The sequence below is a fragment of the Methylocella tundrae genome (genome assembly GCF_038024855.1).
GTDB classification, from domain to species: domain Bacteria; phylum Pseudomonadota; class Alphaproteobacteria; order Rhizobiales; family Beijerinckiaceae; genus Methylocapsa; species Methylocapsa tundrae.
The window spans coordinates 2,401,969-2,426,693 of the sequence record NZ_CP139089.1; the positions used below are offsets into that span (position 1 = coordinate 2,401,969).

Consider the following 24,725-nt stretch of genomic DNA (forward strand, 5'->3'; position numbering starts at 1 on the left):
CGATCATAAGATCAAGAGTTGTTCTGGGCGAGACGCTCAGAAGAAGAAGGTTGTTCCGCCGACGATCGCGTTGGACTTTGCAGATCCGGCCGACTGGCTGATCGAACGCGACTGTATGAACTCGGCCTGGAAAGCCACCCAGTCCGTCAGCTTGTAGCGGGTAAATCCGATCCACGACTGGTTCGAACGCACCATCCAGGGAACATAGGACTGCGTGTAATCGAAGCTGTTGGCTTCCAGATAGCTGGCGCCAAAGCTGCCGCCGAGGGTCCACCGATCCCAGAAGGTATATTCGGCTTCGCCATAGAAGCCCGAGGACTTGCGCGCCTGCCCGTTGGGGCTGACAGCGGCGTAGAACAACCCGGTCGTGCCGAGCGCTGAGCCCCAGTAGCCGTAGCCGACCGCGCTGAACCCGCCCCAATCGACTCGCACGCCACCGTCGACGCCGACCGATCTGACGCTCTGCCCCGGGCTCGCCGAGGTGTAGCCAAATCCGGGAACGAAGCCGCCAACCACAGCATCGCCAGATTCGACACGCTGGAGCTGGGTGATGCCGTCCGCCCAGGCGGTCAGTTTCACGTCAGGCGTGAACTGGCCGACATATTTGATCTTGCCCTGGAATTGCGGCTGGTCATGCGCCGTCATTGTCCCGGAGCTGAACCCGACAGACGGGCCATACCCAGGGAGCGCAAACCCAACAGCGGCCGTATCGGTCGTGTTGATCGCATCCAGCGGCGTGAACATACCAACCGACGCGGTAAAGCCATTCCAGACCGGCGTCGTATAAGTGATCTGCGGGATCCAGTCGGCATAGACGTAGCCAAGGCCGATGCGGCCAAGGCTGGTGTTGCCGGGGGCGGCGTTTCCAGCCGGCGTGCCGACGCCGAACAGGGTGAAGTCGTTCAGGATCGCGTCGCCGCCGAAGAGGCCAAGATCGCGGCCGATTTTGAGCGTGCCATACTCAGGCGTGCCGATCGTGCCGAAAACCTGACGAAGGTCGATGCCGGGCGTGCCGAGACCAATCGGCGAACCGGCGCCGTTGGCGTTGGCCGCTCCGGGGAACACGTTGTTGCCGCCGAAGTAGGCGCCAGCGGTGAAGCCAAGATCCCAGCCCATCTGATTGGTGGCGAGGCTCAAGACAACATTGCTCGGCAGCAGACCGGCGCGAATCGCGTTGGAATTGTTGTATGGGCTGCCGCCGACCACACCGCCGCCGACGCCGATCGGCGCAGGGGGGAAGGCGCCTGGAACGAACGGCCCGGTCGCGAGCCCCGCAGTGCCCGTATAGGAGGTCTTGAAGCTCTCCGCGCCGAAGAAGACGAGAGCGCCGGTCAGCTTGACGTCAACATCGCCGACAGTGACGACGCCATTATCCTTCGTGACAACCGACGTGCCGGGAATATGGAAGCCGATGCCCTTGTCAAGGCTGGTCACGTAACGGCCGTTGCCGCCGGTGGGACCGGTCGGGCCAGGCGCGTGTTTCGCCGCGACTTCGGCCGCGTGGCGCTGTTTCAGCTTGGCGTATTCGGCTTTCGTCAGGACGCCCTTGGACTTGAGCTGATCGAGCAGCTCGTCCGTCACATCGGCGCGCGCTGCGCTGACGCCCATGAGAACCGTAGCCATGACTCCTGCCATAGCCATATAGGCGCCGCGTCGGCGACTCCTGGATCTTCCAATGCGGTTAGCCATTACTCTCCCCATCCGTTGGTTATTAGTCACTCTGAAGAATCGCCTCTTCTTCTTATTCACCGATTCGCAAGCAACAGAAGCGGGCTCAAAGACGCGCTCTACTTACTGTTTACAGGCAGGCAACTCTTAGTTGCGCACGAACCAATTTGATATGCGTATAACAATTGGCTCTATACGTATAAGTGCATGATCATGGGTACATTTGGAACCTTGAGCTGTCAACGCGCTCCGGCCCTTTCAAGTCAAAGCATTCAGAGGTGCGACATTTGCGCAACTATTCCTTCGGCGGTGCACAAAAGAAATGAGTATTTACAGATTGAGGGCGGGAAACCGTCGCGGCCGCAGCGCAGTCAGGACAGGCTATTCTATCCCTCTGCTACAGAGGCTGGGCAGACCCAGGACGACGCATGACGGCGATCCGCGGCGAGCTCAGAGCGCCCGGGCGGCCATACAAAAAAGGAGCGCCCCGTCGGGGCGCTCCTTTTCATATTCGCGGCCGCCGCGCAGGCTCGGCAGCCTATTTTGGATAGTACCAATAGCCCGGCCAGCCGTAATGGCCGTGCAGCATCCGTTCATAGGCTTCATCGACCATTTCGATCGAATCGCACGGGGGGCTGGTCTTGACCTGATCGCGCGTGATGTTGATCAGAATGTGCCGGTCTGCCCAATCGATCTCCCGCACGGCGAATGGCGCGATGAGGACATGCTGGCCGCGCCACCAATTGCTCGTGTCGACGCCAAGGTAGCGGATATCCCAATTGGCGTGATCAACGACAAAACTCTCAAGATGGCCGATTTCGCCATCGCTCGCCTGTATATGATAGCCGGTCACCTCTTCCACGCTGCGAAGATGTGGATCTTGCTGGTTCGCAAGCGCCTCGGCTTCGGCGGCTTCCTCCGCGTCGGGCTCCCCCGCCAATGGCGGCAGCGACAGCGGCTGCGCCATCGCCCCGACTCCGAAATAGCTGACGCCCCAGGTCGGATCCCATCCATAGTAATCATAGAGGTGAGATTCCAATTGACGCGAAAGAGGCTCATGTTCGCCAAGGTCAGGGCCGCCCCCGACTTGCGCTTTGGTCAGCTTCACCGGCAGTTCCCGGCGCGCCGGGTCTGGCTCGCCGAGAGCGGATGCGTGGACCAGGACTTTGCGGCCTGGAAGCCAGGCGCCCGTATCCACGACCAGCCACCTGATCTTCCAGCTTTGATCGTCGAAGAGGAAGTCATTGACTGTTCCGATCTTGCCGTCGCTGGCCGCGACGGCAAATCCCTTCAGCACCGATACGACAAACAACATGGCGGGTTTCCTCCCGAATCAGCGGATGGGTTGATGGCATAGCGCGCCAAGCGCCTGAAAGCGAGGCGCCATGAGCGGCCCCATAAAGCCGGCCGGCCCATCGTCGGCCGCCCGTTCGATGCGATGGGCGCGAAGCGTGATGGGCGCCGGCCGTCTTTAGCTCTCGACGGGTGATAGCGGCTAAAACAGCAAATTATTGTAACAGATCAGTAAAGTGATGAAAAACGGTGGCGCCGATCGCCGAATTCTGTGAATATGCATGCGCTCCGCCTCGGAGCTCTGATCTAAGCCGGTTGAGATAAGGCCTGTATGCGCATCGCAACGTCAACCGACCCGCTTGGCCTGAAAAGAGCGACAATATCCCTTACGCTTTACATCCCAAAGGCCTTTCGTCGGCCTTGAACGGGCTCAACGAAACGCTCAACTGCAGGAGAACACCGATGATCGAAATTCCGCAACAGATCCCCGCGCAAATCCGCGAGCTTGCCGAGAAGAATTTCGAGCAGGCGCGCGAGGCTTTCTTGGGTTTCATTGGCGCGGCCCAGAAAGCCACCGGCTCGGCCGAAGCGCTTCCGTCCAGCGCCAAGGAAGCGGTGACCAAGGCCATGTCCTTCGCGGAGACAAACGTTAACGCCGCCTTCGATCTGGCGCAGAAGCTGCTCCACGCCAAGGACGTTCAAGAGGTTTTCGCCCTTCAGACCGAATATGCGAAGAACCAGCTTCAGGCGATCCAGACGCAAGCGAAAGAGCTGAGCGAATCGGCTCAGACCGCGTTTAACGCGGTCGCCAAAAAGTAATCCGCATGAGCGATCGACGGTTCGCGGAAACCTTGCGGATTCTGGCATTCTCTACCATCCGGCGGATGGGGTGAAAGAAATGCAAATGCGCGCCCCGACTGAAACAACGGGCGATGCGCATTCGGACGAAACAGCCGATTGGGACCCATAAAGCTTTTGGGGCGCGGTTTTGCCGCGCTTCATTTTTACCTGGCGTCGCCCGCGCCGATCGTGTGGGAGCCGATTAGCCGTCGCTCAAACCGCGGCGACGCCTTTGAGTCGGGCCGGAACCGGCGCCTTTGCGCGCCCAGGCAACAGCAGTTCCTTGATCACGCTTTACAGCTGGGCGACGCCGAGCGGCCATATCGTCTCGATCATGCTCGAAGAAATCGGGACGCCCTATGACGTGCGAACCGTGAACATCAGCAAACGCGAGCAATTCCACCCCACATTTCTCGCCGTATCGCCAAACGCCAAAATTCCCGCCATCGTCGATGACGGCGCGGCGGACGGCCCGCTCGCGATCTTCGAGAGCGGCGCGATACTGCTCTATCTCGCGGAAAAGAGCGGCCGCCTGCTGCCGCCCTCGGGCGCCGACCGGGCCAAAACCTTCGAATGGCTATTTTGGGCGACTGCCGGACTGGCTCCGACGCTCGCGGAATTCGGCCATTTCGCAATCTTTGCAAAACGGAAAACTCCAGTCGCGATCGACCGCTTGAGCGCGGAGGCGGACCGTCTTCTTCGCGTTTTGGATCGCCGCCTCGCGGAGACGCCTTACCTCGCCGGCGAGCATTATTCGATCGCCGATATCGCCGCCTATCCCTGGGCAGCGGGCGCGAGCGTGCTCGTGCGCGAGCATTTGAACGCCGCGCCGCGCGTTCGTGACTGGCTTGAAAGGTTGAGCGCGCGGCCGGCTGTCCAGCGAGGCATGGCGGCGCCTTTATTGCCTGCCCGCGCGGCCCGCGCGTCCCGGCGGAGCTTCAACAATCCGTGACCATGTAACGCCGGCCGGCTCTACGACGTAACACTGTTGAGCAGAGAGCTCGGTGGATGCTCCCCGCGGCGTCGATGAGGCGCGGGCTCAGATCGAGCGCCAATCCCGAAAACGTGCAGACTCGTGAACAATGTCTTGCGCTATCTTTGAGGCGGACGCCGGGGCGCGGCGGGCGTCGGTTAGCGCCAGCCAACCAACATAGCACAACAAGCTGGAGCAGCGGCGGCTTTGCGCCGCCCAAACGTGCGAAAGGAGGCGCTGATGAGGAATCTCGATCCGCTTAAAGGAGCAACTGAGACCCGTGTCGACGCTCTGCGGCGTCTTTTCATCCTGGGGAGCGCGCCGGCGTTGTTTCTCTTCGCTGCGACAAGGACCGCCACGGCGTCTGAAGACAAAGTGCTGATCGAAGAATTCAATCCCGCCGGGGAAAGTGTTGGGACGAAGCTCGTGCCGAAAATCGTCAAGAGCGCAGCCGAGTGGCGAATGCAATTGGCGCCGGAATCCTATGAAGTCACACGGCGGGCGGGGACCGAACGGGCCTTTACAGGCGCCTATTGGAACCAGCATGGCCGCGGCCTTTACCGCTGCATTTGTTGCGATGCGGCGCTTTTTGATTCAGCAACGAAATTCGAGTCCGGAACGGGTTGGCCGAGCTTTTGGCAACCGATCGCCAAGACCAATGTCGTTGAAAGCGCCGACCATAGCTTCGGCTTTACCCGCACCGCCGTTTCCTGCCGCCGCTGCGACGCACATCTTGGCCATGTGTTCGACGACGGCCCAAAGCCGACGGGTTTGCGATACTGCATGAACTCCGCCGCGTTGCGCTTTGTCGCGAGCGCTGGAGCATAATCCAACCGCCGAAAGGAGTTCTGAAATGGCTGCGTCCGATCTTCCTTTTCGTGGCCCTCCCACGGCGCCTGCCGGCGGCGCGCATTGCAACCGTCGTCAGATCGCGGGGGGCGCCATTCTGGTCTTGTGCGCCGCAATGCTTCCGCTCGGCTCGGCCGCCGCCGGGGCGGCCAGGCTCGTTCCGCCGCCCGCCGGGGATCCGACGTCCGGCGCCGACGTGTCGGGGCCTCAGACGATCGTCGTCTCAGGCGGCTGTTTCTGGGGCGTGCAGGCGGTCTACCAGCATGTGAAGGGGGTTGAATCAGCCGTTTCGGGATATGCCGGCGGCGCGCCGGACACGGCTCATTATGAAGCCGTCAGCTCCGGGCGCACCGGCCACGCGGAATCGGTGAAGATCACTTTTGACCCGCATGTGGTGAGGGCGGGCGATTTGCTGCGCATTTTCTTCTCGGTCGTTCATGATCCGACGCAACGCGACCGCCAGGGGCCGGACTCGGGCACGCAATATCGTTCTGCAATTTTTACCACCGGCGACAAGCAGATGGCGCTGGCGAAAAACTACATCGAACAGCTCGAGCGCGCCGGAACGTTCAATCAGCCGATAACGACGCGTGTCGAGCCGTTGAACGGCTTCTATCCCGCTGAATCCTATCACCAGGATTATTTCGTGATGCATCCGGGCAGCCTCTACATCATGATCAACGACAGGCCGAAGGTCGAAAATCTGAAGCTGCTTTTTCCGAATTTCTACCGCGCCAAGCCAAAGCTCGTCGGGGACACGCCGAACCACTCCTGAAAGCCTCCTGGAACAATCGCCGTTCTGAACCGTTGCCGGACCCTCCGTGTCCCGCAAGGGGACCAGCCGCAAGGACTCCAAAATGCCGCCTCGCCACACCGTCAATTATTCCGGCTCCGTCACAGACGTCTTCGCGCACCGGTTCGTGCTGGCGACGCCGGAGGGACATATTCTCGCCGACCTCGGCCCCAGGGGCGCAGAGCAGTTTCGACTGCAAAAAGGCGAAAAAGTGCAGATCGCCGGGGAGCAAAAGCCGTCCGAAGTCAAGGTATTTTCGATCGCCCGCGAAGGCGAGGCGGCGATCGTCCTCCATCATCCCGATGCACATCCTCCCCAGCATGAGCACGCCGATCCGCATATCGCGCTGCGCGCCGCGGATGACGCGGGTTTTACGGCCGTCGGCGAACCGCATCGCAAGCCGAAGCATTTCGAGCTGCGCGCCCGCGACGCCAAGGGTGAGGAGTTTGAGCTTCACATTGAACTCGATGGACACATCCGCAAGCAAAAGCGGATCGAAAGAGCGTAAGCGCGGCGACTCGCTGAAGATCAGCGGCCCCGGTTCGGTCATGAACTGAGCGATCGCGGCGGCCTGGCAAGACGAGCTTGGCGTAAAGCTGAATTAGCCGATCCAACGCCGCCGCCATTCGACGCCGGGGCGGACTGCGCGCGTGCCGGCGCCGGCTCCAAGACATCAAAATTAGAATTACTCAATTAGAAATGCTCTAAGGTTGAGCTTTTTGATTGTCTATCACGCAAAAATTCATTTAACTGACCCTACAGAAGGATTGTGGAAAGTGTGGCGCGTCATGTTTGGTTCGCAGGGAAGCGATTATTCCCGGACTCGAGGCCCATCGGGCTTTCAGGGGCGCACCCTCTTGGAACGGTATGGGCTACGCGCGACCCGGCAACGGCTCGGACTGGCCAGACTTCTGTTCGGCAAGGGCGACCGGCATTTGACGGCCGACGCGCTCGCCTCCGAGGCGCAGGCCGCGCGTATGCCCGCCTCTCTCGCGACGGTCTACAATGTGCTCAATCTTTTCGCGCAGGTCGGCCTCGTCCGCAGCCTCGCGATCGAGGGCGGCAAGACCGTTTTTGATACGAATACGAGCGACCATTCCCATTTCTATTTCGAGGATACCGGCGCGGTTTGCGATATCGGGCCGGATTGCGTGAAGCTTGCGGACGGCGTCGAGGCGCCCGAAGGGTATGAGATTGCCAAGATCGACATCGTCGTCAGACTGCGGCCAAAGGGCTTGAACCAGCCGGCGCGCCGCAAGATCGATCCCCTCGACGCAGATTAAAGCCGGGCGCGGCGGAGCCGGCGGAAGACGCCGCCAGGCGGGGCTTGCGGCACAACGCCAGATGTCCCACCTATGCCGAACGCGCGTTGGCCGCCCGCCATCCGCGCCTTTTCGGAGCCGTCTCGTTGAGCCTCCTCGCCTGCGCCATCATCGCCGCCATCGTCCTTTCAGGCGCGCTCGACCTCTATCTGAAATGGCGGCAGGCGGCCTGCGTCGCCGCAAACCGCGCGGCCGTCCCCAGCGACTTCAAGGCGGTCGTCACGATTGAGGAGCATCAGCAGGCTGCCGACTATACACTGGCCAACATCCGCCTCGGAGCCATACAGACGGCCTTCGACGCCATTATGGCCGTGCTCTGGCTGACGGCGCTGCTCGCGCCCCTGGCCGCGCTGATCGCCGGAATTTTGCCGCCCGGCCTTTCGCGCAGCGTCGCCCTGCTTGTCGCGATCGGCGCGGTCGGCGCTGTTCTCGGCCTTCCTTTCTCGATCGCCAGGACTTTTTGGCTCGAGGCGAAATTCGGCTTCAACCGTGTGACGCCAGGCGTCTTCGCGCTCGACCGGATCAAGGGCCTCGCGCTGCAATTGGTGTTCGCCGTTCCGCTTCTCTACGGTCTTTTCTGGCTGCTGGCCGCGATGCCGCGTTTCTGGTGGCTTGCCGGCTGGGCCGCTTCGGTGCTGATCACCATCGGCCTGAGCGTCGCCTATCCCACCTGGATCGCGCCGCTCTTCAATCAATTCAAGCCATTGCCGGACGGACCGATAAAGACCCGGATCGAGGCCCTGCTCGCCAGATGCGGCTTCGAATCAAAAGGGCTCTTCGTGATGGACGCTTCCAGGCGCTCCAGTCACGGCAACGCCTATTTTTCCGGCTTTGGCAAAGCCAAGCGCATCGTCTTCTTCGACACGCTTCTCGAAAAGCACACCGACGATGAGATCCTTTCAATTCTCGCGCATGAGCTCGGCCACTTCAAGCTGGGGCATATCGGTCAGCGTCTGGCGCAATCCGCGGCCGTCACTTTTGTGATCTTCCTCGTGCTGCACTGGGCGTTCTCCGCCGGGGGCCTTGCAAGCCAGTTTGGCCTGCCGAATGATCCGGGCGTCGTCCTCATTATTGTGCTGACGGCGATGGGACCGATTCTGCACCTCGCAGCCCCGCTGACCAACTGGTTGTCGCGACGCGCGGAATTTCAGGCCGATGATTTCGCGCGGACGATGGTCGGCAAAGACGCCATGATCAGCGCGCTGACCCGGCTCTCGCGCGATAATCTGGCGACGCTGACGCCGGATCGGCTTTACGCTCTTTTCTATTATTCGCATCCGCCGGCGCCGCTCCGCGTGGCCCAGCTGAGAGCCGCCTGAGCGCATCCCTCGGGCGCATCTTCCCTCCGCTCGCTATTGCCGCAGCGCCAGGGGGGCGTTTTATATTATTGTCACAAACGCAATAATGAGTTTGCTTTTAAGCTGCTAGTCAGCGCGGCGAGGGCGGTCCATCTACCGTTCAAGGCGGGGACGTGACATATCCCCGCGAATGCATTTGCGAAGAGCCACGGCCCGGCTTTTGTGCCCGCAAAGGTGATCTTCCCGAAGGCGCGGCGGCGGCTGGAGCTTTGAAGGCGATCTTTCCATGACACAGGAAATCGATGTTTACGGGGTCTTCATCCCGGCCCTGCTCGTTTGGATGGCCTGCGCCTTTGCGCTCAGCGCCTCTTTGCGCCGCCTTTTCGCGGCCCTCGGCTTTTACAAACTGATCTGGCACCCCCCACTGTTCGACCTCAGCCTTTTTGTCGCGAGCCTCGGCTGCGTCGTATTTATTTTACCCGGCATAGCGCCATGACGAGTGTTTTTTCCCTGTTCCTCCGCTTCGCTGTCACCGCCATCATGCTCATTGTCGCCGGCCTCGCAGGCTGGGAGCTCTGGGGATATTATGTCGACGACCCCTGGACGCGTGACGGACGCGTGCGCGCCGACGTCGTCGCCGTCGCTCCCGACGTCTCGGGCCTCGTCACCGACGTCCTCGTGCGCGACAATCAGAGCGTCAAGAAAGGCGATGTCCTGTTCAAGATTGACCGGGATCGATTTGTTTTGGCTTTGCAGCAGGCGGAGGCGGCGGTCGAGGGCCGCCGCGCGACGCTTGACCAGGCGAACAGCGATCTCGCGCGCTATAGCCAGCTGAGCGACAATGTCGTGTCGAAGCAGAAATACGAACAGGTGCTGGCGACGCAGCAGCTGGCCGACGCTTCCTATAAGCAGGCGCGGGCAGAGCGCGACGTCGCCAAACTCAATCTCGAACGCAGCGAGGTCCGCGCCTCGGTGAACGGCTCGATCACCAATTTCGACCTGAGGCCTGGCGTCTACGTCACTGCGGGAAAGGGCGTTTTCGCTCTGGTCGATAGCGACAGCCTGCATGTTGAAGGTTATTTCGAAGAGACCAAGCTGCCGCGCATCCACGTCGGCGATGAGGTCGTCGTCCAGCTCATGGGCGAGCGGACGACCTTGACCGGGCATGTCGAAAGCATCGCCGGCGCCATCGAGGACCGTGAGCGCAGCGCGGGGGCGACCCTTGTCGCCAACGTCAATCCGACATTCAGCTGGGTCAGGCTTGCCCAGCGCGTTCCTGTGCGCATCACGCTCAACGCCGTCCCGGACAGCGTCCGGCTGCTCCCCGGCCGCACCGCGACGGTCGCCGTTCAGTCGGCCGCCCCGCCATCGCGATGGGCGAGCGCGCTGCAATTACTCAGTCGATTGAATCCGCGCCATTTTTGGAACAAGAATAACGTTTGATGATGAGGGCGCGCCATAGAGGCTGGAGCGCAAGATCGGATGCCGCCTGAAGGCTCCGCAAACCCTAGCCTCCAAGCTCTCGCCCCACCGAGTGTTTTTACGACGAAGTAAGATAGGCTGATCGCGAGCCGCCCCTCGATCGCAAAGCGAACCGAAGGCGGAAACTGAAAGACGCTACAATAAAAATGCAAAAGCTTGATGACCTTATTACATTTGTCCGCGTCGTCGAACGCGGCAGTTTCATCGCCGCCGCCCGGCAGCTCGGCATCCCTCCGGCCACGGCAAGCCGGAAGGTGCAGGACCTCGAACATCGCCTCGGCGCGACGCTTCTTCGCCGCACGACGCGCCGGCTTGTCGTCACCGACGCCGGGCGCGAGGTGTATGATCGCGCCTCGCAAGGCCTGACGCTGATCGACGAGGCCGAACTCGCGGCGAAAAATCTCACCAACAAACCGTCCGGCGTTTTGCGCGTTCTCGCGCCTTACGCGCTCGGCGGCCTCATCATCGACCGGATGCTGTCCGACTTTCAAAAGCTCTGTCCCGACGTTCAGATCCAGTTAACCCTGAACAACGAACATCTGGATTTGATTGAACATGGGTTTGACGTCGCGCTTCGCATCGGCGCGCTGAAGAACTCGGCTTATGTTGTGCGCCATCTCCTGAATGGGGAACGGCGGATCGTCGCCTCGCCGGACTATCTCAAGGCGAGCGAACCCATCAAAAAGGTCGAGGACCTCGAGAAGCATGTGTTTCTCGCCGCCAATATCGACCCGAACGGATCGGGAAGCTCCTATACGTTCAACAATGGGCGCGAGGACAAGCAGGTCACGCTCGTTCCGCGCATAGCCTCCAACGAACCGTCGGTCGCGCTCAATCATGCTTTACGCGGCGAAGGCTTCGCCATCCTGGCCGAACTCTATGTGAGGCCGCATCTCAATGATGGGACGCTGAAAGTCGTCCTGCCCGAATGGCATAGCTCCGACGATCTGCAAGCCTCGCTGATCTTCTCGCGCCGCGCGACGAATGATCCAAAGATACGGATGTTTGTTGATTTTCTCAGCGGAACGTCGCGACAGCTGCTTTGATCCTGCGCTGATGCGCGGCATTCGCGCGCCAGCGCCACTCACGCAAGGTGAATTATTGCCGGCCGCTGCATTATGAAATGCAACGGCGGCTCATTATCGCAGTGCCCATTCGGTGCTATCTGTCAGCTCTGATCTCCGGACGAAAACCTCTCGCGATATTGGAAGATCCCGGGAAAAAATCCGCGGCGATCGCGCTTTCCGCGCGCGCCCGAACCATTGGCCAACCTCAAAGACTAAGCCTTGCGGCCATCAATTCTGCATAGTCCGGATTGGATGGAAATCAGGCCCCGCCAGGGTCACGAAATAAAAACACCCGGCAGTGAAGGAAAATAATCGTCATTATTAGATGTTGGAATCAAAATCGTTCCTGCATGAGATGACGTTTTGATTTTTTTGCTAGATTAAGAATTTATGCCAAGCTTTCGAATAATTTTGTCAGCTCGATCGCCGCAGTTAAACTATGAATTGCTATTTTCAGTATGGTATATCCGGAAATATGACGCATATACACTGATAGGTCGCTGGCGTATTTGGCGCCTTCTCCATATGGACAACGAAAATGAACGCTAGGAAACTTTCCATAGCTGTGTTTGCGCTCGCCGCCGCTGCGGCTAACGTCGCCACCGCAAAGCAAGCCGCCCCGGTCCATGTTTGCGCCCTCCCGACGTTTCAGGAGCAGGTTCGCGAAGCGCAGAACTGGCGGCAAACGGGCGATCGGAACGGATCGCAGGACGACCCGCGTTGCCACGGCGGACCGCAGCTTCGCTGAGGCGAGGAGTTTCGCCTGCGCGCCCTTGTCAGAGGGCGCAGGGGCGGCGGGCCTTATTCAACTTCAACACCGGCCGAAGGCGCATCGTAGCGGCATCGTAACAGAGGACGCCCTGCGCCGCGCGGCCCTGAAAAGAGCGTGTCCAAAGCTGTGGCGCGCCATGCATCCGATCTTCGGACGCCAACTTGCAGGAATCGTCGAGCGAAGCGATGAGCGTTTATTCCCTTCGCGACTGGTTGTTTTCCCTCAAGACCTTCGGGGCCGCCGCCCTCGCGCTTTATGTGTGCTTCTGGCTGCAGCTGCCGCGCCCCTATTGGGCGGTCGCGACCGTCTATATATGCTCCCAGCCGCTGGCGGGGGCGACGCGATCCAAGGCGTTCTATCGGGTTTGCGGCACGATTCTCGGCGCCAGCATGAGCATAGCCCTCGTGCCCAATCTCGCCAATTCACCGGAGATATTGAGCCTTGCCATCTCGCTTTGGATTGCCTGCTGTCTCTATTTCTCCCTCCTCGATCGGACCCCGCGCGGCTACGTCTTCATGCTCGCGGGCTACACGGCGGCGCTGATCGGCTTTCCGAGCGTCGACGCGCCAGAGGGAATCTTCGACACCGCCATAGCGCGCGTCGAGGAGATCACCTTGGGGATCGTCTGCGCCAGCATCTTTTCGGGCGTGCTGTTTCCCCGTCCGGTCGGCCCACTCGTCGCCGAACGTCTCCAGGCCTGGCTGCGGGACGCCGATCTTTGGGGGTGCGACGCCCTCAAAGGGCGCAAGGAGGACGAGCTTCTGCGCAGACGCCGCCTGCGGCTCGCCGCCGACGCGGCGCAGCTCGACGCGCTATCCATTCACCTCGCCTTCGACACCTCGGTCCAGCGTTACGCCGCGCGCGCCATGCGCATGCTGCGGCTGCGACTGTTGATGCTTCTGCCGATTCTTTCTTCTCTCGGCGAAAGGATGAGCGCCTTAAGCGGCCAGCCCCTGCCCCCCGGGCTGCAGCCCTTGATCGACGAGATTCGCGGCGCGCTGCGCGAGGGGGCCGATATCGGACCGGAGATCGCCGATCGTTTGGACGCTTTCATCGCCGCGCATGATCGGCATCTCGATGCGCGCTCCAGCGCGCGCGACATCATCACGAGCAGCCTGCTGCTGCGGCTGAAAGACCTCGTGGACATCCGCGGCGATTGCCGGCTTTTGCAGGGGCAGATCGAAACGGGCGCCGCGAAGCTCAGGGAGCCGCTTTCGTTCCAGACGCCGGCCGGGGTCGTCGAGGCGCGCCATCGTGACAACGCCGGCGCCGCCCTCGCGGCCTTAACGGCCATCGTCTGCATCGGCGGCCTCTGCCTGTTCTGGATCGCGACAAGCTGGCCGGACGGCGGCACGGCGGCCATGATCGCCGCGGTCATCTGCTGTCTCTTTGCGGCGCAGGACGATCCGGTTCCGCTGATGCGCTCCTTCACGCGCTGGTCGGCGGTCTCTGTGATCGTGACCATCGTCTATCTATTCGGCATCCTGCCGCGCATCCAGAACTTCGAACTTCTCGTTCTTGCGCTAAGCCCGGCTTTCATCTTGTTTGGCCTGCTCGCGACGAGGCAGCAAACCGCCTTCCCGAGCCTTGCTTTATCGCTCTGGACCGCGACGCTGCTGGCGCTGCAGGATAATTATAGCGCCGATTTCGCCGCCGTCGCCAATTCCGGGATCGCTCTCCTTATTGGCGTCTGGTTCCCGACCCTTGTCTTCCAGCTCGCCCGCGCGACCGGAGCTGAATGGAGCCTCAGCCGTTTGCTCAACGCAAGCAGAGCGGCGCTGGCCGCGGCGGCGACGCATCACGGCAGGCGCGATCGCGCGCAATTCGCAGCGCTCATGCTCGACCGGCTCGGGCTTCTCGCACCCTTTCTGGCGTCGCCGAGCACAAGACTTCCAGCCGTCGACGTGCTTGCCGAACTGCGGGTCGGCCTGAACATCATCGAACTGCGCGCTGCCCGGCATGACCTGCCTGCGCAGGCCGCGACCCTCGTCGACGCCACACTGGGCGCTTTGGCGCAACATTTCCGCGCCGGACACGAGGCCTCGACGCCCGCCCTGCTTCGGCAAATCGACGAGGCCCTGCGCGCCATCGCGTCAGCGCCGCCGAGCAGGCACAGACGCACGGCGCTGCTCGGCATGGTCGGCATTCGCTATACGCTGTTTTCCGACGCGCCCGCTTACGACAGCGAACCATGCTGGCGCGCCAGCGGCGGCGCAGCGCTTTCTCATGCCGGCGGCGAGATCATGTTGTAACTTGCCGATGGAGCCCCCGACGCGCGGCCTTGTTGCGCCGCACGCTTGATCCGTGGCATCACGAGACATCGGAGGGCGCCATGAATCGGTTCGAGCGGGGCATCGAGGGATTATTCTTCAGCAGCCGTTGGCTGATGGCGCCGTTTCTCCTCGGCCTCGTCGTCGGCCTTGTCGGGCTTCTCTACAAATTCGGCGCGAAACTTTTCGATTTCATACTGTTGTTGAAGACAGCTCCCGAATCCGAGGTGATCGTCGGCATCCTCAGCCTGATCGATCTTTCGCTGACCGCCAATCTCATCCTCATCGTGATCTGCTCCAGCTATGAAAACTTTGTGCGGCCGATCAACATAGCAGACCACCCGGAGTGGCCTGACGGCCTGATCAGGATCGGTTTTTCCGGCCTCAAGCAGAAACTGCTCGGCTCGATCGTGGCGATCACCGCGGTCCATGTGCTGGAATGGTTCATGGACATTGAAAGCCACGCCGAGACCCAAAAGCTCGCCTGGGTCGTCGGCATATTGCTCGCTTTCGCCGTGACAATGCTCATTCTGGCGATTGCCGACCGCGTCAGCGCTGGCGTCGAGAACAAGGGACATTGAGGCGCAGGGCGGCGGCTTCCCGCCACGGCCGAACGCGATCACTCGGTCACGTAAAAATAGTTCAGTGAGACGCCGAGATCTTCCTGCTTTTCGCCCGCCTCCGCCTCCGTGGCCGACAACGCCTGCGCCGTTTTAACGGGCTTTGCGAGCTTCAGCGACGGCAGAGGCTGCGTGCTGGAGATCATCATCAAGAGCTGCGGCGCAGCGGCGACCTTCGGCCGCGCGACGTTGATGCTGAAAGTGCGTGGATGTCCGGTCGAAAGGGCGCTCGTCACATTCTGCGCAAGCCCGTCATCGCCGATGAGCAAAGCCTCGATCCTGCGATCCTTCGGCGCGGAAATCGATCCCGCAAGAGCCTGCCCGCCACGCAGGAAGGGAGCATCGAGCTGCACGACAGGCGCCAGTTTCGCGTTTTTCCGGGCCGAATTGTAAAAATCGAGCGCCGCGCATTCCGTGGCCGGAATAATGATCGCCCGGATGTCGGCCTCAAAGCCGATCGCCTTGTTGAAGGCGGCGTTAAGTTCGTCAAATGCTTCTCGCGAGGCGCCGATGGCTTCGATCTTCGCCGATGAATCTGTCGCCGCGACGGAAACGACCGAGAAACAGGGCGCGGCGGCGCTCCGCTCGACGAAATCAAGGATGCTGTCCCGCGTGACGAGCGTGCTGTTTTGCGCGGGAGCTTGAACCGGCGCCGACTCGGGCGCCACGGCGGGCGGTGCAGCGGCGGGCGGGATCGCGGCGGGGGGCGGCGTCACCGCCGGACGTTCGGGCGCTGGCTGCAGCGTGACCTCGGGCGGCGGCCCGGGTCTCTTCACCGGCGCCCCCAGCCACAGATAAGCGCCGGCGGCGAGCGTAACGAGGGCCAGCGCGCCGCCCGCCGCCGCTCCGATCTTGAGCAAGCGGCCCGCCTCATCGGAGCGGCGCTCAGCTCTGCGCGCGGGGGAAGGACGGGCCCTCTCCGGCGGCTCGATTGTCAATCGCGCGAAATCATCGGCGACCGCCTGCATGGATTGCGGTCTGTCATCGGGGTTCGGCTGCAGCATTTTTGCGAGGATCGGCGCGATGCGCGGATCGACGCCGGCGAGATCCGGAACGCTCTTGCGTTTTTCGATCACCTCGACCTGCGTGCCGCCCATGTCGAGCGGAGCGCCGCGCAGGGCTTCGGCCAGTACGAGACCGAGGCTGTAGATGTCTGATCGCGCGCCAACCTCGCCGCCATAGAGGCCGAGCTGCTCCGGCGACACGTAATTCAGTTTGCCGGCGAAGCCGACGTCGATGAAAGTTGTGCCCACCGCCGTCGAGCGCGCGATGCCGAAGTCGATGATCTTCGCCTCATCCACATCGCCGTTCTGAATAATGATATTGTCGGACGACACGTCGCGATGAATGATGTCGCGCTTATGCGCGGCGTTGAGGCCGAGCGCGACGCGCTGGGCGAGACGCTGCGCCGCCCCGGCCGGCAATGGTCCGCGCCGCAACATTTGCGACAATGGCTCGCCCTCGACGAATTCCATCGCGAGATAGGTCCGCTGCAGCAGCGGATCGACCGAGAACACGAAATAACGGATGATCGCCTCGTGATGCAGGCGATGAAGTTTTGAGGCCTCGTTGCGAAACAGCGCGATGGCGACTTCGTTTTCGGCAAGATCGGCGCGGATCACCTTGATCGCGACGTCATCGCCGGTCTGGATGGAGTGGCCCTTATAGACCTCGCCCATGCCGCCCCGGGCGAGCAGGGCGTCGATTTCATAGACCCCGTTCAGCTGCATGCCCGCCCGCAGCGATTCGACGCCGAGAAACTCGGCGCCGAGGGGCGGATTGACGCCGGCCGACCCCGCCGGCGGAGTTCCGCCGAAGGATTTGGTCTGGCCGATGTCGTCTTTCGAGGTCACGTCGGTCGATCCGCGATGAGGGCTGGCCGATAGAACTCCCATGGTCCAGCAATTCACTGCAACTTTTTATTGTGGGCCGCGGCGCCGACCGGACGCAAGCTGCTACTTCGCGCCCAAAAGCTCGACGTCGAAGATCAGGGTCGCATTCGGCGGAATGACGCCGCCGGCGCCGCGCGCGCCATAGCCGAGTTCCGGCGGGATGATCAGCGTGCGCTTGCCGCCGATCCGCATGCCGGCGACGCCTTCATCCCAGCCTTTGATGACCTGGCCCTGGCCGAGCGTGAAGGAGAAGGGTTGGCCGCGGTCGACAGAACTATCGAATTTTGCGCCCTTCTTGCCGTCGACGAAAAGCCAGCCGGTGTAGTGGACGGTGACGGTCTGCCCGGGCTTCGGCGGCGCCCCATTGCCGGGCTCGGTATCAATGGTGCGCAGACCGGTCGGGCTCGTAACCTCGCTCGCGGCGTTGGCGATGCTGCTCATCAGCGGCGCCGCGGTCAGGGCGACAAGAAGCGCGGCGACGAAAGAGTGTTTCGGGGACATGGGACCTCTTGCTCTCTGGAAACCGGCGCTGGCGCCGGCAGGAAGCGGCTTAGCTCACCTCGCCCGCCGCGTCGCCGGAAAAATGCCCGGTCAGCATGGCGGCGAATAGCGCGGGGTCGGGCATCAGCCGAAAACTCAGGGCCAGCGGCCGGAAATCGGCGCCGCCCGCGGTCTGCCAGAAGCTGCGCGCGCCATAGGCTCTCGCCCAATCGGCGCGGCGCAGCCATGCGAAGACCTGGCCGGGCGGCTTGTCATCGAGAGGCGCCAGCACGCCGCCCTTCAGGGCGAGCATCGGCGCGCGCGCCGCCACCGGCGGCGCGACGGCGGGCTCTGGCAGCCCCTCCAGCGCGGTGAGAGCCTCATCAAACAAAGCGCCGGGCGCAAGTGTGGACAGCAGCAGCGCCTCGGCCGCCCTGAACCAAACTTCATTGTCCGCAAATTCCGGCGGCGGGATAGCGACGCCAGGGGGCGGCCCCGCGAACACAACGAGCGGGAAATATCGCCCTGCGGAATCGATCGAGGGCGTCAGCGCGCCAAGAATCGTCTCGCCGCAAATCTCGGAGCCGAGCCAGAAGCGCCAGATCGGCGCGGCAAGAAAGGCGCCGCGCCACGCGTCCCCAAGCCGCTGGCGGCTGGATGAGACGGCGGCGTGCAGCCACGGCTCAAGGACCGGCAATAGACCGCCCCGCGCTTCGATCGCGACATAATCGGGCTTCGAGGCGATCTTTCCGATAAGGCCCCTCCGCATCGGATCAGAGATCGCTCGGGCAGCGGAACTCACGCAAGGCCGGAAGCGTGAACGGATTTTGCGTCGAGCCGGCGCTGATCTGATATTGGATTTCGCGCCCGCCAACGATGTAGCTGACGATGACCTTATCGCCGCGAACGACGGGCGCGCCGGCCTCGATGAGCCGGAACAGCGACCACGGCCCGGTCCGCTCGATCGTGGAAGGCTGCGCGCCCGGCGCGTCCGAAGTCACGGTGATTGCGCTGCGATTGGCGTTCGCGCCCGGCCATTGCGCGACGACGGGGGCGCTGGCGCCGACAGGGCTGATGATCGGGGTTCCGTTGAGGTCCATCTTGATGCCGATTGAGGGAGACGTTGGCGCTGGGGCTGGAGTCGCCGCTTGCGCCACGCCAGGGATCGCCGGCGCGGGGGGCGAAACGACGGGAACCGGCGGGGGCGTCACCGTCAGGGTCATCGAGGGGACGAGCCCGCCGCTGGCGAAAAACGTGTCGCGGATTTGCGCCGCGCGCTGAAAATCCTTCAGCGCGGCGCCAGCCGAACTCAAAGCGCGCGCGACGCCATTATCCTGGCGCCAGCTCCAGTTCTGCTTCGACGTGTCGACATATTGCGCGAGCTGGCCCGTGAAGAATTTGTCGATAATGCCTTGCGGTCCGAACAGGCGCCCGAAATCGACGAGCGAAACCTCGCGATCCGTGCGGGCGAAGGGATAGCGGTTCGCAACGATCTGCTGGCAGACGCCCGTCACGGAATCCCGCAAGGACCGGTTGAGCTGCGAGCGGAAGCTGTTGGTGAGATCGCCGTCGACGTCGGTCGCGGCGGTCTGCAACATGCCGGCGAAGGGCGGCGGCAGCCGGTTGGCGTTAGCGCGGAGCGCCGCCACCTGTGTCTGCAGCTGCGAGGTCGCGAGCGCGGCCTGCGCCGGATTGCCCATCAGGAGAAGGCTCTGATAAATGTCGGCGAGATTGCTGATGATGAGGTCGATCGGCTGGCGCGTCGGCTCGCCCTCGACGAGGACGGCGTAAGCCTTGAACGCCTGCTCGATGTCGGCGCCAGGGGCGGCGCGATTCTGGAACAGCGTCGCATTGGCGTCCTTGTCGTCCTTTTTGCCAAAGCCCGGCCGTTCCCGCGTCAGCGCGGTCTCGTCGCGCACGGAGACGATCAGCTGCTTGATCGGCGATGTTGGGGCGGAGGCGGCGGCGAGCGTCACATATTTCGGCTTGTCGGCAAGGAGGCGCCGGAGCTTCAGCCGGCGCAAGGCGTCCTGCCAGGCGGCGATGAAATCCTTGCTGTAGAGCGCAAGGAGATCATCGCTCAGCGATTTATACTGGTCCTCGACGGCGCTCTGCTCGCCCGCCGCGCCAAGCGCCCAGCGGTCGCCTTTCAGCCGGTCGGCGATTCCTGGCAGACGATCGATGAAGAGACGGCGGAAACCCGCATAGGTGTAGAAGGCCGGCACTTTGACAGAATCGAGCGACGCGCCCTGCGTCGCCTCGAACACGAGGCCGGAATCGGGGCCGCCCGCGCGCGCGGCGTTCCAGTCGGCGATCTCGGACGCCGCCGCCTGCGAGCGCAACAGCTCATAGGCCTGCTGCGAAACGCTGAGGCGGGCGAGCAAGCCTTGCGCCTCGCTCACGAGCGACCCATTGAGGCTGATGAGAATGTCGCCGCCCGGCATATCGAGCATGGCTTTGACATGCGCCTCGAGCAGTCTGCGGCCGTCCGCGTTGGCGGCGCCGGGATAAAGATTGTCGGCCCAGTCGCGGCGCAGATAATTAAGGACGAGATCCTTATCGGCCGGGTGCAGCCCGCCCAGCATCAGATAGACTTTCAGCGCCTCATAGAGAAAAGTAGGATCCGTGCGGTTGGCTTCCATCTGCTCTTCCAGGCGGTAGATGAGCCGGGGCCGCAAGAGACGCTCCAGCGCGACGCCATAGGCGCTGTCTGAGGCCGAGCGCAGACGATCGAGCTGGCTGAGGCCGAAGGTCGCCGCAAGCGGCGGCTGCGCTCCCTTCGTCTCATATCCGGCGGGCAGATAGCGCAGCTTGTTGAGGAGCGGCAAGATTTTGGCGAGATCGCGATCTGAGATTTCGGTCTCCGTCGCAAGCCCTCCGGCGGCCGCGCGGTAATCAGCCGCCGCGGCCTGCGTGCGCGCAATGAGATCCTTGTTGCGCAAATAGCTGCCCCACCATGCGAGGGAAGCGCCCGCGCAGACAATGGCGAGGGCGAGCAACGCCACTGTCTTGATGAGTCTGGCGCGTAAAACAGCGCCACGATCGGTCGAGACCCAGGCGGCTTCGCCGATGATGAGCTTACCGATGAGATTTTTGAGGAAATAGCTCTGGCCGCGACCCGAATAAGCGTTGGCCGCGACTTCGCGTGCGCCAAAACTTCTGGACAGCGCGCCGATCAACTGATCGACCGGCGTGCCTTCCTGCGTGCCGGAGGTGAAATAAAAACCGCGCAGCGTCGCATTGGCCTGATAGCGCGTCGGCTCGAAAATCTGATTGAGGAAATCATGGATCGGCTTTTTCAGCGTCGCGACCTGCGCGGGAAAGCCGAACAGCGACGCCCGCGTCGAGGGCACGGGCTCGTCCTGCAGCCGATCCGTGGTGAGATCATTGAGCCGGGCGATCAGCGCGTCGAATTCGGCCGGAATCTCGCCCACCATATTGCGTTTCTTATCGCCCGTCTGGAAGGTCGCGCCCCAGACCTGAGCCCTCGCATTCTCGTTGAGATTGCCGAAAAATTCGCGAAAGCCGGCGATCAGATCGGCCTTGGTGAAGAGGACATAGACGGGAAAATCAATCTTCAGCTGTCTGTGAAGCTCGAGCAGCCGCGCGCGGATCGCCGCCGCGTGAGCCGCGATCGTCGCCGCCGGCTCGGTCATGATGTCGTCGAGCGCGATGGCGACGATGACGCCATTGATCGGCTGGCGCGGCCGGTTCTTCTTCAAAAGATCGAGGAAAGAGAGCCAGCTCTTCTGGTCCGCTTTGGCGTCGGAATCCTGCGTCGTATAGCGCCCCGCCGTATCGATCAGCACGGCGTCGTCGGTAAACCACCAGTCGCAATAGCGCGTGCCGCCGACGCCTGCGATCGACGACGGGCTGCCGCCCCGGCTCAGCGGAAATTTGAGCCCCGAATTGGCGAGCGCCGTCGTTTTGCCTGCGCCGGGCGGACCAATCAGAATGTACCAGGGCAGATCATAGAGATAACCGCGCTTGCCTTTGCCGGCGCTCTTCAATGTCGCGAGCGCGTCCTTCATCCGCTCGCCCAGAACCTCGGCGTCGGAATCGGGGCCTGTCTCCTCGATGCCTTTCTCGATCGCCGCGCTCTTTGACTTGCGGCGCCAGAAGGCGAAGCCCGCGACGGCCGCCGCCGCCGCGACGAGCAACACGATGACGATCTCGCGGACGATCGGATTTTCGAGCGGGCGCCAATCTCCGAAGGCGACGAAGGGCCCCGCCATATAGACGAGGGCCGCCAGCGACGAGAGACCAACCCCGTAGGCGATGATGCGAATGATGTCTTTGCTCAGCATGTCGGTCGTGATCCTCAATCCGAACGGGCGAGCATGATTTCGACGCGGCGGTTCTGTGCGCGGCCCTGCGGCGTCGCGTTCGACGCGATCGGCTGCTCGTCCGCCTTGCCGTCGACCTCGATTCGGCTGACGTCGCTAAGGCCCGGCTTCAAAACGGCCGCGACCGCCTTGGCGCGCGCCATCGACAAGGCCCAATTGGACGCGAAGGGCGATGTCGGCTGCAATTTGACGTTGTCGGTGTGCCCGACAATGGTGATCGCGCCCGGCTCCTTCTCCAGCGTTTCTGCGATACGTTTGGCGATCGGCTGAAATTGCGGCTTGACGCTCGCCTGACCCGAGGCGAACAGCACGAGATCGCCGACGATGATCCTGATCTTGGTGTCGGTCTGCGTGGCGTCGACCTTTTTGGCGGCGATTTCGGGCGCGAGCGCAAGCCGGATGCGCTGCAATTGGGTGAGGCGCCCCGGCGGCGGCGCGGGCGGCTTTGGCGGCGGCGCAAACATGTGCCGCACCAGTTTCAACTCGCCGCGTCCGTTCAGCGCGTTGAGGTCCGCCGCGGCGAGCTCCGCGCCGCCGGTTAGAAGCGCGCGCAGCGTGATGAACAGTGCGAACAGGGCCAAGGCCGCCACGACCCCGACGGTCCAGAACGGCACGCGCGTGCGAAGAACCTGGCGCGGAAGATCCTGGCCGCGCCAATGCGGCGACAGCTCGCGGTCAACGCGCGGACGGACTTTTCGCAACAGCTCGTAAAGATTGCGCTGAATATGCTGGAGCGTTGCGGCGCCGGACGGCGAACTGCGGTGGACGCCCTGAAAGCCGAGCGCGAGGCAGGTGTAGATCAGCTCCAGAAGCGAATAATTGTTGAGCGGGTCCATCTTCGCCTGATCGAGCTCGGCGAAGAATCTGACGCCCCCGATACGCTCGCCAAAGAAACGGCTCAGCATGCTGTATTGCGTCCACACATGCCGGTCTTCCGTCGGAATATTTTGAACGATGTCGTCCGCCGTCGCGCAAAGGATGTATTTGGCGGCGCTGGCCTGCTCCGGCGCGACGCCCGCCGCGCGGACCTGTTTGTCAAAAAACGCCACAGCTTCGGCGACCTGCCCCATCAGACTGGCGGGAGACGCCTGTAGTTGAGCGACGCGCAGGCGCCCTAACAGCAACAGCAGTGGACCGGCGGCTTGCAGAAGCGGATTCTCGTTGGGAACGAGAAGATCCTCGATGGGAATTTCCCGGCGTTGCATGCTCGGCGCGGGCGGCGCGGCGGCGGCGCCCTTGATCCACTCTTCGCCCGGCGAGGCCTCGGGCGCGCCGGCCGGACTGGCGCGCCACGCTGGCGTCGGCGCCGCCGGCGCGACAGGCGCGGGCGCCTCGGGCCGGCGCCCGCCCGGATTGGGGACGATGATCGTCCTGTTGTCGCGGCGCCCGAGGCTGTCCGGCGGGTCCTTTTCGCTCATTGCCGATCTTCCAGAACAGCCCAGAGCTCAAGGTTGAGCTCTGGCCAATCGCCTGAAAAATGCATGCCGATCGAACTCGCCGTCGAAAATTCCGGCCAGAGCGGCGAGTTACGGTCGAGCAAAAAATAGACGTGGTCGGTGATCGCGCGGATCTGCGGCGGCGGCGTCGGCAGATGGACGAGCGGCACGCCCGGCAGATGGGCGTGAACGATCTCATTCATCTTCGAGCCGGGGCCGACCTTGAAGAGATGGGGAAAGCTGGTCTGGATTTCCGTCAAAGAGCGGCGCGCGGACACTTCCAGCACGAGGCTCGCGACGCGGAACAGGCTGCGATCCCTGATCGGCGAGATGAAGGCGTTTTCCGCCCGCGCGATGATGTCGAGGCGGATGGCGCGCCGTCCAAGCCGGGCGCTGAGAAAATCCTGGAGATCGCGCAGAACCGGCGCGAATGAGCCTTCAAGATTGTCGTGGTCGTAGAGCGGATAGGTCCGCGCGCGCCGCTCCGGCGTTGCAAAAGTCGCGAGTTCGCCAACAAGACGGATCAGCTCGACATAGAGCCTTTCGGGATGCACGTAGCGCGATCCGCGCAAATGCTGCAGTACGGTAATGTGCCGATTCAGCACCTGCAGCACGAGATAATCGACGCTCTGCAAGCCGCCGCCGGCTGTTGGGTCGGCGGCGTAGCGGGCGAGTTCGCCGAGCTTGGCGTCGATCCAGCCAATGACGCGGTCGATCCACCCTTCGATCGTCGGATAGGCGTGACAGACGAGAACGGTCGGCGCGAATTTCTCGTCGAAGACGATCGATTTGTCGCGCACCTCGACGACGCGCGCGATGGCGAGCCCCTGAAACCCAGGCTTGGCGGTCTTGCGCAGGTCGAAAGTCAGCCTTGGATAGGCGACGTCGATCTCCTCCTCGATGCGCAGCGAGGACGTCGAATCGATGAAGGTTTCGGCGCCGATGACGAAGCGGCTGGCGCTATTTGCGTCCAAAGCGTCGACCTCGCGGCTGTTCGCCGCCGCCGACGGCATGGTAAGCCAGAGCAGCTGTTGCGCCGCGCCATCCGGCACGTCGATCGGGGCCGGCGCCGGGCTGTCGTTTGGAATGTCGAAGGGAGTGCCGTCGGGCATGATCCCGGCGGCGCGGCGCACCGCGAATTTGCTCTGCTGCGCGAGATCGCGGTCGATTTCTATATGTGAAAAGCCCCACGGATACGGTGAGGCATGGCGCGTCCTGCCCTCCACCAGATGTTCGAGGTAGCGATCGGCCTGTTGCAGATGATGCGGGCGAAGGAAAAGTCCTTCCGACCAAAGGACTTTACTGTACCAGGACATCCATAACC

At 62.7% G+C, this 24,725-nt stretch carries 21 protein-coding genes; 13 read left to right on the top strand and 8 right to left on the bottom strand.

The features are described from left to right. Positions 1-36 precede the first annotated feature (36 nt). Both SIN04_RS13430 and SIN04_RS13435 read right to left on the bottom strand, forming a co-directional pair. The gene (locus SIN04_RS13430) at positions 37-1,623 is read right to left on the bottom strand and encodes a porin (RefSeq protein WP_244605807.1); all 1,587 of its coding nucleotides are present in this window, start codon (positions 1,621-1,623) and stop codon (positions 37-39) included. A 583-nt stretch (positions 1,624-2,206) separates the two neighbouring features. Then, entirely contained in the window at positions 2,207-2,983 is a 777-nt protein-coding gene (locus SIN04_RS13435) for a PRC-barrel domain-containing protein (protein WP_134489956.1), read from the bottom strand. 440 nt (positions 2,984-3,423) lie between these two features. On the opposite strand from SIN04_RS13435, the gene SIN04_RS13440 reads away from it, so the two are divergent. The 13 genes from SIN04_RS13440 to SIN04_RS13500 all read left to right on the top strand — a co-directional run bounded on the left by SIN04_RS13440 (position 3,424) and on the right by SIN04_RS13500 (position 15,208). Next, on the top strand, positions 3,424-3,780 hold the full coding sequence (locus SIN04_RS13440) for a phasin (protein ID WP_134489958.1): 357 nt from the start codon (positions 3,424-3,426) through the stop codon (positions 3,778-3,780). 304 nt (positions 3,781-4,084) lie between these two features. Continuing rightward, complete coding sequence (locus SIN04_RS13445; protein WP_134489960.1) at positions 4,085-4,753, top strand: glutathione binding-like protein; 669 nt, start codon at positions 4,085-4,087, stop codon at positions 4,751-4,753. A 261-nt stretch (positions 4,754-5,014) separates the two neighbouring features. Continuing rightward, positions 5,015-5,602 carry a peptide-methionine (R)-S-oxide reductase MsrB gene (msrB, locus tag SIN04_RS13450; protein ID WP_134489962.1) on the top strand — a complete coding sequence of 196 codons (588 nt, stop codon included), beginning with the start codon at positions 5,015-5,017 and terminating at the stop codon, positions 5,600-5,602. Between the two features lie 136 nt (positions 5,603-5,738). Further along, a complete protein-coding gene (gene msrA, locus SIN04_RS13455) occupies positions 5,739-6,398 on the top strand; it encodes a peptide-methionine (S)-S-oxide reductase MsrA (protein ID WP_134492513.1) in 660 nt (219 codons plus the stop codon). Positions 6,399-6,480: 82 nt separating this feature from the next. Further along, a complete protein-coding gene (locus SIN04_RS13460) occupies positions 6,481-6,924 on the top strand; it encodes a hypothetical protein (RefSeq protein WP_134489964.1) in 444 nt (147 codons plus the stop codon). A gap of 280 nt (positions 6,925-7,204) precedes the next feature. Continuing rightward, the gene (gene irrA / locus SIN04_RS13465; RefSeq protein WP_341264472.1) at positions 7,205-7,699 is read left to right on the top strand and encodes an iron response transcriptional regulator IrrA; all 495 of its coding nucleotides are present in this window, start codon (positions 7,205-7,207) and stop codon (positions 7,697-7,699) included. A gap of 125 nt (positions 7,700-7,824) precedes the next feature. Then, positions 7,825-9,057 (top strand): M48 family metallopeptidase, encoded by a 1,233-nt coding sequence (locus SIN04_RS13470; protein ID WP_134489966.1) that lies wholly within the window; start codon positions 7,825-7,827, stop codon positions 9,055-9,057. A 265-nt stretch (positions 9,058-9,322) separates the two neighbouring features. After that, positions 9,323-9,532, top strand: a complete 210-nt coding sequence (locus tag SIN04_RS13475) for a DUF1656 domain-containing protein (RefSeq protein WP_134489968.1) — start codon at positions 9,323-9,325, stop codon at positions 9,530-9,532. Continuing rightward, positions 9,529-10,479: an HlyD family secretion protein gene (locus SIN04_RS13480; protein ID WP_134489970.1), complete on the top strand. Its 951-nt coding sequence runs from the start codon at positions 9,529-9,531 to the stop codon at positions 10,477-10,479. The genes SIN04_RS13475 and SIN04_RS13480 overlap by 4 nt, the downstream gene beginning before the upstream one ends. 185 nt (positions 10,480-10,664) lie before the next feature. Further along, positions 10,665-11,564, top strand: a complete 900-nt coding sequence (locus tag SIN04_RS13485; protein ID WP_134489972.1) for a LysR family transcriptional regulator — start codon at positions 10,665-10,667, stop codon at positions 11,562-11,564. Positions 11,565-12,123: 559 nt separating this feature from the next. Then, positions 12,124-12,333 carry a hypothetical protein gene (locus SIN04_RS13490; RefSeq protein WP_134489974.1) on the top strand — a complete coding sequence of 70 codons (210 nt, stop codon included), beginning with the start codon at positions 12,124-12,126 and terminating at the stop codon, positions 12,331-12,333. A gap of 209 nt (positions 12,334-12,542) precedes the next feature. After that, on the top strand, positions 12,543-14,609 hold the full coding sequence (locus tag SIN04_RS13495; protein WP_134489976.1) for an FUSC family protein: 2,067 nt from the start codon (positions 12,543-12,545) through the stop codon (positions 14,607-14,609). Positions 14,610-14,689: 80 nt separating this feature from the next. Further along, entirely contained in the window at positions 14,690-15,208 is a 519-nt protein-coding gene (locus SIN04_RS13500; protein ID WP_134489978.1) for a YqhA family protein, read from the top strand. Positions 15,209-15,246: 38 nt separating this feature from the next. Here the strand turns inward: SIN04_RS13500 and SIN04_RS13505 are convergent, their stop codons facing one another. From SIN04_RS13505 to tssK, 6 genes are all read right to left on the bottom strand, one after another. After that, positions 15,247-17,100 (bottom strand): serine/threonine-protein kinase, encoded by a 1,854-nt coding sequence (locus SIN04_RS13505; RefSeq protein WP_166795935.1) that lies wholly within the window; start codon positions 17,098-17,100, stop codon positions 15,247-15,249. A 102-nt stretch (positions 17,101-17,202) separates the two neighbouring features. Beyond that, positions 17,203-17,580, bottom strand: coding sequence for an FKBP-type peptidyl-prolyl cis-trans isomerase (locus SIN04_RS13510; RefSeq protein WP_244605981.1), 378 nt, complete (start codon positions 17,578-17,580; stop codon positions 17,203-17,205). Positions 17,581-17,689: 109 nt separating this feature from the next. Next, positions 17,690-18,388 (bottom strand): type VI secretion system-associated protein TagF, encoded by a 699-nt coding sequence (tagF, locus tag SIN04_RS13515; RefSeq protein WP_134489984.1) that lies wholly within the window; start codon positions 18,386-18,388, stop codon positions 17,690-17,692. Between the two features lie 4 nt (positions 18,389-18,392). Further along, complete coding sequence (gene tssM, locus SIN04_RS13520; protein ID WP_166795936.1) at positions 18,393-21,926, bottom strand: type VI secretion system membrane subunit TssM; 3,534 nt, start codon at positions 21,924-21,926, stop codon at positions 18,393-18,395. A 14-nt stretch (positions 21,927-21,940) separates the two neighbouring features. Beyond that, on the bottom strand, positions 21,941-23,383 hold the full coding sequence (tssL, locus tag SIN04_RS13525) for a type VI secretion system protein TssL, long form (protein ID WP_341263972.1): 1,443 nt from the start codon (positions 23,381-23,383) through the stop codon (positions 21,941-21,943). Further along, positions 23,380-24,717, bottom strand: coding sequence for a type VI secretion system baseplate subunit TssK (gene tssK, locus SIN04_RS13530; protein WP_134489986.1), 1,338 nt, complete (start codon positions 24,715-24,717; stop codon positions 23,380-23,382). Before tssK ends, tssL begins: the two co-directional genes overlap by 4 nt. Positions 24,718-24,725 lie beyond the last annotated feature (8 nt).